This is a genomic window from Ruegeria meonggei (assembly GCF_042768335.1).
Taxonomy (GTDB): Bacteria; Pseudomonadota; Alphaproteobacteria; order Rhodobacterales; family Rhodobacteraceae; genus Ruegeria; species Ruegeria meonggei.
The window spans coordinates 3,685,237-3,698,424 of the sequence record NZ_JAXHBT010000001.1; the positions used below are offsets into that span (position 1 = coordinate 3,685,237).

11 protein-coding genes and 1 pseudogene are annotated in these 13,188 nt (G+C 53.7%); 9 read left to right on the forward strand and 3 right to left on the reverse strand.

Features of this window, described 5'->3' with window-relative positions; genetic code table 11:
- Positions 1-10 precede the first annotated feature (10 nt).
- The 3 genes from SJY13_RS18235 (at position 11) to SJY13_RS18245 (ending at position 4,228) form a co-directional block, all read left to right on the forward strand.
- A complete protein-coding gene (locus SJY13_RS18235) occupies positions 11-1,333 on the forward strand; it encodes a YcaO-like family protein (protein WP_377192934.1) in 1,323 nt (440 codons plus the stop codon).
- A complete protein-coding gene (gene budA, locus SJY13_RS18240; RefSeq protein ID WP_377192936.1) occupies positions 1,330-2,451 on the forward strand; it encodes an acetolactate decarboxylase in 1,122 nt (373 codons plus the stop codon). Before SJY13_RS18235 ends, budA begins: the two co-directional genes overlap by 4 nt.
- Positions 2,452-2,575: 124 nt before the next feature.
- The gene (locus SJY13_RS18245; protein ID WP_377193708.1) at positions 2,576-4,228 is read left to right on the forward strand and encodes an NAD-dependent malic enzyme; all 1,653 of its coding nucleotides are present in this window, start codon (positions 2,576-2,578) and stop codon (positions 4,226-4,228) included.
- Between the two features lie 102 nt (positions 4,229-4,330).
- Here SJY13_RS18245 and SJY13_RS18250 read toward each other — a convergent pair whose 3' ends face one another.
- A complete protein-coding gene (locus tag SJY13_RS18250; RefSeq protein ID WP_234995222.1) occupies positions 4,331-5,527 on the reverse strand; it encodes a YbfB/YjiJ family MFS transporter in 1,197 nt (398 codons plus the stop codon).
- A 355-nt stretch (positions 5,528-5,882) separates the two neighbouring features.
- Positions 5,883-7,442 carry a class I adenylate-forming enzyme family protein gene (locus SJY13_RS18255; protein WP_377192938.1) on the reverse strand — a complete coding sequence of 520 codons (1,560 nt, stop codon included), beginning with the start codon at positions 7,440-7,442 and terminating at the stop codon, positions 5,883-5,885.
- 548 nt (positions 7,443-7,990) lie between these two features.
- On the opposite strand from SJY13_RS18255, the gene SJY13_RS18260 reads away from it, so the two are divergent.
- The 6 genes and pseudogenes from SJY13_RS18260 (at position 7,991) to SJY13_RS18285 (ending at position 11,996) form a co-directional block, all read left to right on the forward strand.
- Positions 7,991-9,202 (forward strand): agmatine deiminase family protein, encoded by a 1,212-nt coding sequence (locus SJY13_RS18260; protein WP_377192940.1) that lies wholly within the window; start codon positions 7,991-7,993, stop codon positions 9,200-9,202.
- 411 nt (positions 9,203-9,613) lie between these two features.
- Positions 9,614-9,790, forward strand: coding sequence for a hypothetical protein (locus SJY13_RS18265; RefSeq protein ID WP_377192942.1), 177 nt, complete (start codon positions 9,614-9,616; stop codon positions 9,788-9,790).
- A 203-nt stretch (positions 9,791-9,993) separates the two neighbouring features.
- A pseudogene (locus SJY13_RS18270) lies at positions 9,994-10,158 on the forward strand (isochorismatase family protein); the annotation flags it as partial.
- 524 nt (positions 10,159-10,682) lie between these two features.
- On the forward strand, positions 10,683-10,868 hold the full coding sequence (locus tag SJY13_RS18275) for a serine hydrolase (RefSeq protein WP_377192944.1): 186 nt from the start codon (positions 10,683-10,685) through the stop codon (positions 10,866-10,868).
- Between the two features lie 740 nt (positions 10,869-11,608).
- The gene (locus tag SJY13_RS18280; RefSeq protein WP_377193710.1) at positions 11,609-11,755 is read left to right on the forward strand and encodes a DUF6653 family protein; all 147 of its coding nucleotides are present in this window, start codon (positions 11,609-11,611) and stop codon (positions 11,753-11,755) included.
- A 64-nt stretch (positions 11,756-11,819) separates the two neighbouring features.
- On the forward strand, positions 11,820-11,996 hold the full coding sequence (locus tag SJY13_RS18285) for a hypothetical protein (protein WP_200818576.1): 177 nt from the start codon (positions 11,820-11,822) through the stop codon (positions 11,994-11,996).
- 191 nt (positions 11,997-12,187) lie between these two features.
- Here SJY13_RS18285 and SJY13_RS18290 read toward each other — a convergent pair whose 3' ends face one another.
- The gene (locus SJY13_RS18290; protein ID WP_377192946.1) at positions 12,188-13,177 is read right to left on the reverse strand and encodes an MBL fold metallo-hydrolase; all 990 of its coding nucleotides are present in this window, start codon (positions 13,175-13,177) and stop codon (positions 12,188-12,190) included.
- Positions 13,178-13,188 lie beyond the last annotated feature (11 nt).

Below are 13,188 nucleotides of genomic sequence, written 5' to 3' on the forward strand. Positions count from 1 at the left end.
CTCTTCCGTATTGACCGATGTAGCGAGTTGGAGTGATGTAACAAGACTAGCAAGTCTAACGGATTTGGACTTTCTAGGACTGCCCGTCATTGCTGCCATTCGTCCAATGTCGCAATCATTAAGCGTAGCATCCGGAAAAGGTGCGACTCTGGCCGAAGCGTTAACGTCTGCGATTATGGAAGCCTATGAGCATGCAGCCGCGGAAAACGTTCAACCGCCGGTTCGTATGGCAGATGCACAAGAAGCAATGAGAAACGCGGGATTTGCCGATCCAACCATTTTACCGGCAGATCGAAGAACACCTCTTCGGGCTGTCGATTCGCCAATAAGATGGGTTGAGTTCGAACAGCTAATCAGCGGCGGACCCATTTGGGTTCCCTATGACTTGGTTCACTTGCGCCTGACTTGTGAAGAGATGTCTCGAAATGATGGATTTCTAGTTTCCACAAACGGGTTGGCTGCAGGTGAAAACTATCAAGACGCTGTTCTTCATGGGCTATGCGAAGTAATTGAGCGCGATGCGATTGCCTTTGCTATGGATGACAAAGGCGCCCTGCGGCTAGACCGAATTGCACCGCTAGACTCTACAGAATGCTCAAGAGTTGATCCAAGCATTGAAAACCTGATTGCCAAGGTTTCTTCACGAGGGTGCTCAGTTCTGTTGAATGACCTGACACACGAGATTGGCGTTCCAGTAATACATTGCCGACTTTGCGAAAATTCGGATACGAGCGCTTTTGTCCGACCGTGCGATGGGGTCGGGTGCGCGCCGACCCCAATTGTCGCGCTTCGTCGGGCGATTTTTGAAGCAGCCCAAGCCCGTGCAACCCTGATATCTGGCGCACGAGATGATGTTCTGAAACGAAACTACCATATCACCTATGGACGTGCTTTGGAGCGCACAAAAGCTCGTAGTTGGTCGGACCTATCTCAAGGTCCGAGAAACAAAGCAGTCGCGTTGGAGTGGGTGTTGGATCGGTTGTACAGCTCTGGTTTCCCTGATGCAGCGGCGTTTAGACTCGATCAACGAGAAGGCGCTGTTGCCGTAAGAGTAGTAGTTCCCGGCCTTGAAGGTCTCCCAATGTCCTCTGGGTATGTTCGTGGTAAGCGTGTGCGCAGCGAACGAGACACAAGCGTGACACCTTTATCTCTGCCCAGAGGGGCGCGGATGGATCGAAGGAACACTTCCAGCTCAAAAAGACCCGTAGTTTTCTTTGGTCCGACATTGCCACAAGATAGAGCTCGCCGCATTATTGACGCAGACTTTCATCCGCCCGCGGCAATTGGGAATCTGTATCGCGCAGCAAGAAAAAACCATCCGCTATCCTATTGATAGATGGAACATTTCTCAATAACCCGACTGTTTGGCACAAAGAAATTCTTTGGACTTTTTCGGAGGGAGTTCCCGTTTTTGGCGCTGCGAGTCTCGGCGCACTCAGAGCCGCGGAGTTGTCGGCTCATGGAATGATCGGTGTGGGCAAAGTCTTTCAGGATTGTAACAGTTCCGTTCTGCGTGCTGATGATCTAGTTGCCGTACAGTTCTCACCTAAAGAGTTAGGATTTTTGCCTTTGAGCGAAGCTGCCGTTGATATTGCGGCGACTTTGGAGCGAGCGCTGTCGGAAGGGATCATCGGTCACAGCGTATTGAACTCGATTTGGAAGCTTGTTGAAGCGACGCATTTCCCTCAGAGAAAATGGGCGTCGTTGTTGCAGAACATGGAGCAACCCTGTCAGGGGGACGAAGCGTCACAAGAGGAAATGATCGTTCATTTGGAACGTTTGAAGGCGTGGTTGCCCGATGGAAGAGTGTCGATCAAAGCTAAAGACGCAAAAATCGCGCTGAGGCTACTAAATGCGCTCGATGGAGAAATGATTGTGTTGGATGGCGTTGCCTATCGCCTCGACGGGGATGGCAATGCTTCGGTCGCAAGCAACAAGGCTCTGACACCTTATGCTGCCGTCATCAATTTCGAACCAGCGGTTATTCGATCTTTGGACACAGAAACACAAAAGGATGCTCTTGAGGCCCAGCTTGATGCTTTGGCGGAGGCAAGAAATTTGTTCTATGCCGTTCGTTTTACCGGCAACATTAAACACATAAAGTACAGAAACGTTCTACGGCAGGAGAAGCCATACAAACCTCTGCTGGAGGTCGTAAAAACGCAGGCTGAGTTTGAGCTGAACACCGCCGAGGGGACAATTCTGGGTTTTCGGTGCCCAGATTATGCCGTCGGGATTGTCGTCCCGGGCTACCACCTACACTTTTTTTCCGCCGACCTGAGCAAAGGAGGGCACGTCCTGAACTATACTCTGAACAGCGGCCGAATTGAAATTGATCATACGTCTTCTCTGCATATTGAACTTCCAGAAACCCGATCATTTTCAGACGCCAATCTGTCTGCGGGCGCTTCGGCAGACAGCATCCTAAAAGCAGAGAGTAATGATACTTAGACACTTCCATGCAAGATGGTTAAATGCACTCGTCTCCTAAGTCCGTTGCAATTGCCGTCTTATAATGCTGACTTTATCGGACAGACGCGTGCAACCAGTGCGTGCCGATCCGAAAGGGCAGCCTATGGTCGATTCCGGTCCTGAAAATTTACAGTACGTGACAAACCCACTCCTGAACAAAGGTACTGCCTTTTCTCTACACGAACGAGAAAAGCTTGGATTGCTGGGTCTTCTTTCGCCACACATCGAAACGCTCGAAACCCAGATAGACCGTGTCTATGCCGCCTTTGCGCGTGAAGAGACACCGCTGGATAAGCATGTCTATCTGCGTGGCCTGCAGGATGATAACGAAGTTTTATTTTACGCCCTTTTGGTTCGACATCTAACCGAGATGATGCCGATAATTTACACACCGGTTGTGGGTGACGCCTGCAAAAGGTTCAGTGAGATATACGATCACCCGCGCGGTTTGATCATTTCTTATCCCGAGCGAGACCAGATCGATGACATTCTTGAGAATACCATCCTGCCCTCTGTCGAGGCCATAGTTGTCACCGATGGAGAGCGGATTTTGGGTTTGGGCGATCAAGGCGCGGGCGGAATGGGAATTCCGATCGGAAAGCTCTCGCTTTATACCGCTGCGGGCGGAATAAGCCCGTCTGTAACGCTCCCGGTGGTACTGGATGTTGGCACCAACAATCAGGAACGGCTGGAAGATCCCCTCTATATCGGCTGGCGGAATGAACGCGTCAGCGGGGATGAATACTTTGAATTTGTCGATCTTTTTGTACAGGCGGTTAAGCGCAAGTGGCCGGATGTATTGCTCCAATTCGAGGATTTTGCTCAGCAACATGCGGCACCCTTGCTTGCGCAGTATCGCGATCAGCTCTGTACATTCAATGACGACATTCAAGGCACGGCGGCAGTAACAGCGGGCACCTTGCTGGCCGCCTCTAATGTCACGGGCATTCCGTTAAAAGACGCATCCATCGCCTTTCTTGGAGCGGGATCTGCCGGGGTGGGTATCGCCGAACAATTGGTGCAACTCATGGTTCGCCAAGGGTTGTCCGAGACCGATGCGCGCGAGCGCATCTACATGGTGGACCGGAACGGATTGCTAACCGATGCGATGACGGACCTTCTGCCGTTCCAAATGCAAATTGTCCAACCCTTCACTAAAGTGAGGAGCTGGTCCGATGGTGAAATTTCACTGCTGGATGTGATTAATCGCGCCAAACCCAACATTTTGGTTGGTGTCAGTGGTCAGGCGGGCTTGTTCTCGGAAGAGATCATTCGTGCGATGGCGGCTCACACAGATCATCCAGTTGTGTTGCCGCTTTCGAACCCTACATCGCGAATTGAGGCCGTGCCCGCAGATATTATCCATTGGTCAGATGGTCACGCAATGGTTGCCACCGGAAGCCCGTTTGATCCTGTTGTCTACAACGGTCAGACCCACCATGTCGCGCAATGCAACAACTCTTACATATTCCCCGGTATGGGGCTGGGCGTGCTGGCGGCGCGCGCGCGCCGCGTCACTGACGGAATGTTCATGGCCGCCGCCGAGGCGCTGGCCACATTGTCACCGGCGAAGTCCGATCGCACAGCCAGCTTGCTGCCTGATGTGGCGAACATTCGCGAAGTCAGCAAAGCTATCGCATTTGCCGTTGGTCAACAGGCACAGCTGGACGGGGTTGCGCCGAAATCCACAGGCGATGATTTGAAAGCGGCGATAAATGCGAAGTTTTGGACCCCGCACTATGAGGAGATCGCCTGAAACTGACCCGGGTTAGAGTGACCAGGAGGCTTCTCCTTTTGCATTCAGAACCCATGGAGCCTGTTGTGAGGAATGAGAGACGGGATCCGAGCGTGGTTCTGATTAAGACGGTTTCGCCGCCTCACGTATGAGCGGTTTTTGCATCGCAGCACATAGGGCACCTACCAGCAGAACCGCAGAAGCCACGACGAGGCTATCTCCGATTTCTCCGGTTATGTCCCCGATGACACCGGCACCGATCGGCCCTAATGCCTGTGAGATGGCGAATATCACGGTAAAAAAGCTTATGGTTGCACCCCAGTCCGGTTGTTCCACATTCTGGCGGACAAAGCTGGTTACAGCAGTAGGCGGCATAAACACCGAAAGTCCGAACACGAGTGCCGATAAAATCAATCCATATCCGGATGGAACCAAGATCGGCAGGGCTGAACCTAGTGCAACTCCGCTTAAAATCAGCGCTAATGGCATTCCGGATGAAAAGCGAGCCAGCACCCCGCGCCAAACAAAAGGAGACGCCATAATACTGAACCCAAGAACCATCCACGTTGCGGTGGTCAACAGGACACTGGAATGCTGCTCCTTCATCCAGACAGAGATAAATGTGACGTAGACAATGTAACCCAACCCGAACAGCGCATACCCACCGAGTTGGCCAAGCATTCTGCGCACCGGTGGGATGGAAGGAAGCGCGGCGTCGTGCTCGGTTTCGTTCAATTCTGTGGAAGCCCAAACCGAAAATGGGCAAATGACCAGGGCTGCCAATCCGACCCCGATCCAGGCCCAGTCCCAATATTGTGGTCCGAATGCGTCAAGCATAGTCGGAAGGGTTGCGCCGCATAACGCGATACCAAACCCACCGCCACCGCCAAAGTATAAGGCGATGGCCAGCGCATTCTTTCGGGCGTGGCTTTGGAACAGCGATGCTGCCAGTACGCCGCCGGACACAAAGGAAAGAGCGCCAAACAATCCCACCAAAGTACGACAGGCAGTTTGAAACACGAGGCTCTCATCAAACCCGGTCGCCAATAGGCACAGCGCGGTCGCCACAGTTCCGCTTGCAAACAACCGCGACGGAGAAAAATGCCGGATCAGTAAAAGCGTTAGAATCGAACCCACTATGTAGCCAATCGAATTGGCCGTATTGAGCCATCCGGATTGAGTGAGACTCCAGCCAAGGCTACTTTTCATTGATGGCAGAATTAGGCCGTATGCAAAGCGACCAAAAGCGTTGGATATGCTGACGCCAAGCGCGAGGCCAAGCAATATGAGCCACGGGTTGGTAGGTCTTGCGGCTGCCATGAACATCCTTCCAGGTTGAACCACACCGTGCCTCAAGGCACCTGACCGTGCAATCCCAACTGTTCGGGCGCGGATACTTTCCGTAGGGCTTGCGCAGCTTAAGACTGCCTATTTACAATAAGTTGCGGTTCGGCTTCCAATGTCTCTTTCTGCGCTGAAGGGTTGATTTGAGCGCCTCAACGACCGCGCGAGCCGGGATCAATCCGATGTGACATAACATACGGCGACAGCTTTGAGATCGTAGCAGACGTACACAGTTGGGCTGAAGGAATGAGATCCTCAGTTCCATTGCTCGTCGTCGCCGCTTCTAACCTCAGGGCAGCATTTCGTATCTGCGACCTGATCGTCAGCGGTATCACAGTACATGCGCGGCACCGCTTTCTTTCGCTGCCATCCGCTTCAACGCCATCCGGTCCAGTTTGCCTCCCATGGTCAACGGCAACGCATTAACTACCCGAACCACATCCGGCGCCTTGTATCCGATCTGTTTCCGCGCGAAGTCGATGACATCTCCTGGTCGCACCGGCTTCGCCCCTTCGACCAAGCTCACAAATCCCCATACATCCTCCCCATGCATCTCATCTCGCACCCCAACCACGACTGCCGCCGCAATGGCGGGGTGCGCTGTCAGTACATCTTCCACCTCCGCCGGGCTGATGTTCGAGCCGTCATGCACGATGATCTGTTTTTGCCGCCCCCGGAACCAGAAATAGCCATCCTCATCCCGTCGCATCAAATCGCCTGTATCGAGCCAGCCATCCCGAAACGCTGCAGCTGTAGCACCTGGGTCGTCCCAATACCCCGTCATCATAGTCGGGCTCTTGACCCAGTGCCGGCCGTCCACTCCCACGGGCACCTCTACCCCGGCCTCATCACGAAGCGCCGAGACATAGCCTGGATTGTTCAATCCAATCGAACCGGCTTTCTCAACTCCTCCATGGGTGTTCGAATGTGACGTCCCCATTTCCGTCATCCCATAAAACGCCCCGATCGGCACACCTGCCAGCGCACCAAACGCCTCGACCAGTGTCTGCGAGGGTTTGTCGCCACCTGCCATCATCGTTCTTAGTGACCCAAAGTCTTCGCGCACTGCCCCATGCCCCGTTACCAATGCCGCCAATGGCGCGGGCAATATCTGCGCCACTGTCGGCTTTGATTGTCGCAGGAGCCCCAGGAGCTCGTCGGGCGAAAACTGCCGCACTACGTTCGTTCTGGCACCGGCCCAAAGCCCTGCAAACGTCAGCCGCAACCCGGCAGTATGGGAAATCCACGACGCAGGAAGCACCACATCTCCGGGTCGCAACCCCAACCCCTGAGCGTTGCTTGCCACCATAGCTCCCATACTGGCATGGCTATGCGTCACGCCCTTCGGCTTGCCCGTGGTCCCGGAAGTAAAAAATATAAACGCCGGGGCGTCCGGCCCAATCGTCGGCAGTGTCCCCTCAGCCTCACCGTCCATCAGGTCCTTTAAGGTGAGCGCCCCGTCCACTTCGCCTGCATAGGATATCAACCCCAAAGGCAGTCGCCCTATTCCTGGCACTGCGGCCACATCCTTGGCGCGTTCGCCATGCACCAACAGCGCCGCCGGTGTTGCCAACCGCAGCGCATGGTCGATATCCACGGCCGTGTAGCGATAGTTGAGCGGCATCGCCACCAGACCGGCCCGCATGCAGGCCAGATAATGGATCACCAGCGCCGCCCGGTTCGGCATAATCGAAGCTATTCGGTCCCCCGGATTCAACCCCAGGCTAAGATATTGAAGCGCCAGCCGCGTACAGGCGGTATCCAGCTCCTGCCAGGTCAAAGCCCCGTCCAACGCGTAAAGCGCAATCGCCTTGGGATCCGCCGCCAGACCTCGGCGAAACAGGTTGGTCAAATCCGCGGATGCCGCCAGTGGCGGTCCGATTACCGGCATGCTCTGCTCCTCAATAAAACTATTTCTGAGTCTACATCACGCCGCCCAGACCCTAAATCCTTTCTTCGTACCAGCTGTCTCGCAGGGATAGAATCTAGGTAAACGAAAACGCGTGCCCAAGAGCTTTTCGTCTTCAAAAATGTGTTACACAATTTCCAATTGCGGGCTCGATCAGTTCTTGGCCAAGCGGCTTTTTTAATCGATGTCGCCACATTGAATAGATGGGTTGCAAGAAATTCGCGGATTAGCGGAGCAAAATCGCTAACGAGGATCATCCGACGCCAGAATCTTTGCGTAAGGCGAGCCCCTCAGAAATCAAGCGACAGCTCTTCAAAGCGGTTAATGATAATACCGAAGCAGTGTTGGGCGAGCGGAGCGAAGAACAAATTTTTGGGCTCTGCGTTTTCAAATCATGGCATCGCTTAATGTGCGCAAACTGAACGGCAGCACCGCATTTTCAGTCAATTAATGCGCGTTCGATTGGTGCGTTGTGCATTTGACCGCGTGATGCGCCAGATGCCGCGCGGTTGCCAAGTTGGTTTCATTGCATGAAGCACCGTGGATTTTTATCTGAAAGAGAGATCCCTGCGGGACCATCTTTGATGGTTCTCTGTTATACCAGAAGCAGTCGACCGAAAAATTGGGAGAATGCGATGAAGAGACGGAAGTTTCTTGGCTCAGCGTCTGCTGTTGGCCTCTCTTTGGCATTACCTGTAAAAGCGGCAGGTATGGTGGACTATTCGACTACGGGTGCACAGGTCATCAGAGGCTCTGCTGCCGAGGATGGCTATACGTTTCCTGCGGAATGGGTTCCGCACGAAAGAACCCTGATGAAGTTTCCAAGGGCTGAAAGCTGGTCCCGACGCAAGCTACTTCCGGCGCGACAGGAATGGGCCAACGTGGCAAATACAGTGGCGGAATTTGAACCTGTCACAATGGCTGTTCAACCGCAGGACCGAGCTGTCGCAAAGTCCATGCTCAGCAGTCAAATCGAGTTGATTGAGATGCCATTGAACGATGCATGGTCTCGCGATAGCGGTCCGATGATTGTGCAAAACAAGAACGGCGATCGTCGAATCGCCGGTTTTACCTTCAATGGATGGGGCGAGAAATTTCCTCCGTACAAGGACGATCAAATGGCAAAGGGGCGCTTTGCGGCCCACTTGGGTATGCCAATGTATCAAAGCGATCTGGTTCTTGAAGGCGGAGCGGTTGCATTCGATGGCCAAGGCACCATCCTGACTACAGAGGAATGCCTGCTCCACCCCAACAGGAACCCCAACTGGTCCAAAGCCCGGGTCGAAGCAGAACTGAAGGCACAATTGGGCGCAACCAAAGTGATCTGGTTGCCGAAAGGGTTAACGCCGGATCCGATCACCGACGGGCATGTAGATGGCATCGCGGCTTTCGCCAGGCCTGGCGTTGTACTCTTGCACACTACCGATAATGTTTTTGATCCGAACAAGGCTATTACGGCGGCCGCTAAGAGCATTCTGGAGAACACGACGGATGCACAGGGTCGCCGGTTGGAGATCATTGAAATACCACTGACCAGTGCCAAAGTCGTTCATATGAATTTTTACATCTGCAACGGTGCTGTCGTGGTCCCCGTATCTGGCAAAGCATCTGAAGATGAAGGCCCGCTGAGTGTCATTCAGGACGCATTCCCAAGGCACAAGGTACTTGGCGCGTCAGGCCGAATAATAGCCAGCGGAGGTGGTGGCGTACATTGCATCACCCAACAGGTGCCCGCCATCTGACCGGCGGCAAGAACTGGCAATCAGGAGTCTTTTTGCGCCGATAGAAGCGGGACAGCGGTGCAGCATCAATAGGCACTTCTGGGCTGTGGCCCTGAGCCAGCACAGGTAATGTCGTCGACACCTGCCGCGTGCACGATGCTCCGCCTCCGAAGTCGATAATATCCGATTTTCCGGATGCTATGTTGACCTTGTATGATCCCACGCCGGGATTTTATGTCAAACGGACAATACCAAGCCGCGGGTTTTGTTCAGGTTCCTGGTTAAACCCCACGCGCGTGAGATAAGCTCCCGTCTCGCACAGCGCAGTTCAACATTTGCGACAGAATCCGTTCCACTATCATCCGTTCATGTTTCACCCTAACCTCGCATCCAAAACTCTACAAAAAGTCCAAACATTTACTGAGAGTAACCATGAACGCACTTATTGCACTTGACTACATCAACGACATGGTAACCGAGACCGGAAAGGCCGCAAGCGCCTATCCCGAAGTTGCGCGCCGAGGCGTCATCAAAAAACTCAACGCAAGTACGGCAATTGCTCGGAATAAGGGTTGGCAAGTCCATTTCATCAATATTGCGATTGATTAACACTGCTTCCCGCAGAGAGCCAACTAAGCACAATGCTGGGTGAAGCCGGGGCTTGCCAGTTTGGATTGCCGGGTGTTGAGCTTGCGTCCGAGGTTGCCCGTCTGAAAGACGACATTCTGCTTCGTCGCTATCGTCTCTCGGCTTTTTAGTCAGCACTTCCGAATTACCTGACGCCTGGTGAAACGCTGTAGGTTTGTGGCGTTTCGACGAGCTTATGTGTGTCGTCGACGGTCAGAGAAGCGTTTGAAAGCAACTATCCTGTCAAGATCATTGAGGATGCTTGTGCCGCCGAGTTGCAGTCTGTCCATGAGGCAGAGGTTGGGGTTCTGGGTATGTTGGCCGAGCTCGTCACCTCGGATAGTTTGTGAGCATCTACTGCCTGCACGTTTGTTACTTCTGCACCAACAGTTACAGGCTGAATCCATTGCGCAATCAAAGGTAGCATAAAACAATTTCGATACCGGTGAATTGCTTGCTTTGCCGGCAAGCGTGAGTTCGTTTTGGCTCCGGCTTTGCATACTTGCCGAATGGCGGGTTTGGTTAAACTGCACCGCAGCACGCAGGGTTGCAGCCAATGTCCAGATTGGGCCGTCCATGCGGGGAGGGGCGTAGCCCACAAATCGGCGGCCGCAATGCCTCCGAGATCTGCAATGAGCCCAAATCGACACCGGCAATGCAGTACCAGACATTTGCAAAATGGCCGTTCTAACAGTTCACTCTTATTGGATAACTGCTTCTGGCCGAGAAGGCTTCTTTGGTTCGGTTGAGGCCTGCTTTCCCTATTGGAGTTTCACCAAAACCGTAATTTTAACCTGTGCCTTGAAGTTGGCTGAAAGCGAGAATCTCGACTTGGGCGCGCAACAAGCTACTTGATGTGGCGCTTGCAAAAGGAATGTGGTTTGAGCCAGCGCAAGGTTGGTCTTATTCCAACATAGGCTACATGTTTGTAGTCGAGCTAATCGAAGCGACGCTGGAGAAGCCGCTTCGTGAGGTTATTGCCGATATGGTGTGCAAGCCGTTGGGCCTGAACAGTATTGAGCTTGCAGAAACATGCGGGCAATTTCGGAGGGTACATTGAGAGGCCGCGACTGACTACGACCCAAAGTGGGTCTACCATGGGTGTTTGATCGGAAACGCGCCAGATGCCGCGCGGTTGCTGCACGCGCTTATGACTGGTCATCTGTTGCAGCCAGCGACCATGCGCCAAATATTAGATGCAAAAATCCTTGGCGGCGCTATTTCCAACCGTCCATGGACAGAATGTGGATATGCTCTTGGCCTGATGTCTGGTGCTGTGAAAAGTGTGGGTAAGGCGGTAGGGCATGCTGGTGGTGGACCGTTTAGCGTAAACGCAATCTATCATTTTCCAGACGTTAGTGATCCAATCACTGTGGCCTCGTTTGCAGATGGGACCACTGAGGGTGTTGCAGAGTTTGCAGCGGAGAGGCTAGCCGAAGTTCGATGACTGCTTCGGTCCGCAGAATGTTAGTCGACCACTTCCAGATTTTGCGCTCGCGGCGAAAGTCCGGTTTGACGGGCGCGCGACGGCATTTGCGCTGTCCGTTTAACGGCAGCAACGGGCCGCCTTATGTCAGTTTTTGCGGGGAAGGGGGCTTTGCTGCAACGGCACCGAGGTCAGCATCGAGACCAATGTTCTTGACGCTGCGACATACGCCAATGTCCGACGGCTTACCAACTGAAGAGCGGGGCGGCGCCTCGTCGTACACCACAACCAATCCGACCCCTCCCATTTTCGGAGAGGTAGATTTAGGAGTTGCACAGATGGACATAGCGCGATTTTCCGAACGTCTCATGGGCATGAAGGACGAGGTTTGGCTGCGACATGCAAACCCTTGGTCCGTTTGGGCCCGCGTGTTGACACCTCTGCCGCTTCTGGCGTTGGCAATCTGGAGCAGAGCATGGATTGGATATGCGAACCTTATGATTCAAGACCGGGTTCATTAACCGTCCGCTTCGGTGGGCCTTGCAGCCGTTGCCCCGAGCGTGTGATGCGGTTAGGCTCGCCTTCATGAAACATGTCCCCAAAGAAACTACGGATGACGCCCTTATTCAGGAGTTCCTGGATAAAGGTGGCAAAGTCAGCGTCGGCAAGACCAAACCCGCACCTGCGGAGCTGGGTCTGAGCAAGAATGTCTGGAACGCTAAACTGACCAAGGAAGAGAAAGCCGCGCGCGACAAGAAGTGATCGTGCGAGGCCAGTCGGGCAAGCGGGAAGACACCAAGAAAGCAGATGTGACCCTGAGAGTGGGGAGCACACATCGACGTGTCCGGCGGTCTCAGGTTGACCCGTTTTGGGAGCGACAAAGGCCCCAGCGCTAGCAGGGGCCTTACTTTGTGAGGATTGGTACCAAGCTGTTTTTGGCACGCTGATCGTGTTTAGTAGAGGTCGCCGTCCGAAGCCTGCAGGATGTTGACCACGCCTTCGTCGATCATCTCATGAAGAACGCTGAGCCGGTCAAAGTCTTCAGGGCTGTTGTAGTTCTGCACATGAACCATGACGATTCCTTTGACGCCGCTGTCATCTTGTAACTTCTTCATGTCGCTTGGGAACATGTGGTAGGCGCCGATGACCTTCACTTTCTCTTCCTCGGAGTCACCGCCCCAAGGTGCGTACTTGATATTCTTGCGGGTAATGCCCTCGATAAATAGCAAGTCAGCATCTTTGGCTGCATTCACCAGGCCTTCCGAGTAGTGCCCGTCGCCGCCAAAGACGAGAACACGGCCGTCGGGTTTGGTCGTAAACCTGTAGGCATGGGTGTTCTCTAAAAACCCATGCGCTGTCGGGAAGGCCTCGACCAGAACATTGTCATCTTCGAAAATCTTACGTCCGTTGACGTCAACATGTGGCCAGACCGGCACCCCAACTGCGGTTGCGCCGTCGAATTTCTGCACTGTCGACCCTTGTGCCATTTCGTTGCGGTCAATGCGCCATGCGTCGTTGATGCTGGCCATCATCTCGTCGACACCGGCGGGGCCGTAAACTTTCTTGTCGACGACGACCAGGTTCGACCCGAATTTGAACGGATTCAAAATGAAAGACGGCAATCCAACGGTATGATCCTCGTGCAGGTGGGTCAGGAACATGTACTTGATGTTCGGGACGTTCATGATCGTTGCCAGATCCATTGCGTCCTGAGACTGAACCGATTTACCCAGTGCGCGCCACCAACCTTCTCCAGCGTCAATGAAATAGGGATAGTCGTTTACGATTACCGCCAGAGCCGGGCCATAACGATAGGGGTTGGGATTCGGGTCGCCGCTTCCCATGACCAGAACTTTGGATGGCTTGTCGGTAGGCGAACGATCTAGTGGCCCTCGGTTCTCAAATATTGGCCAGTTTCCGGGCGAACTGAAGGCTGTCTTCATATTCTTCATTT

Bases quoted from the DNA above. Each gene is read 5' to 3' on its own strand.
- SJY13_RS18250 (WP_234995222.1), bottom strand. From the start codon at position 5,527: ATGGCAGCCGCAAGACCTACCAACCCGTGGCTCATATTGCTTGGCCTC.
- SJY13_RS18255 (WP_377192938.1), bottom strand. From the start codon at position 7,442: ATGCCGGTAATCGGACCGCCACTGGCGGCATCCGCGGATTTGACCAAC.
- SJY13_RS18285 (WP_200818576.1), top strand. From the start codon at position 11,820: ATGAAACATGTCCCCAAAGAAACTACGGATGACGCCCTTATTCAGGAG.
- SJY13_RS18280 (WP_377193710.1), top strand. From the start codon at position 11,609: ATGAAGGACGAGGTTTGGCTGCGACATGCAAACCCTTGGTCCGTTTGG.
- SJY13_RS18275 (WP_377192944.1), top strand. From the start codon at position 10,683: ATGTGGTTTGAGCCAGCGCAAGGTTGGTCTTATTCCAACATAGGCTAC.
- SJY13_RS18265 (WP_377192942.1), top strand. From the start codon at position 9,614: ATGAACGCACTTATTGCACTTGACTACATCAACGACATGGTAACCGAG.
- SJY13_RS18245 (WP_377193708.1), top strand. From the start codon at position 2,576: ATGGTCGATTCCGGTCCTGAAAATTTACAGTACGTGACAAACCCACTC.
- SJY13_RS18260 (WP_377192940.1), top strand. From the start codon at position 7,991: ATGAAGCACCGTGGATTTTTATCTGAAAGAGAGATCCCTGCGGGACCA.
- SJY13_RS18290 (WP_377192946.1), bottom strand. From the start codon at position 13,177: ATGAAGACAGCCTTCAGTTCGCCCGGAAACTGGCCAATATTTGAGAAC.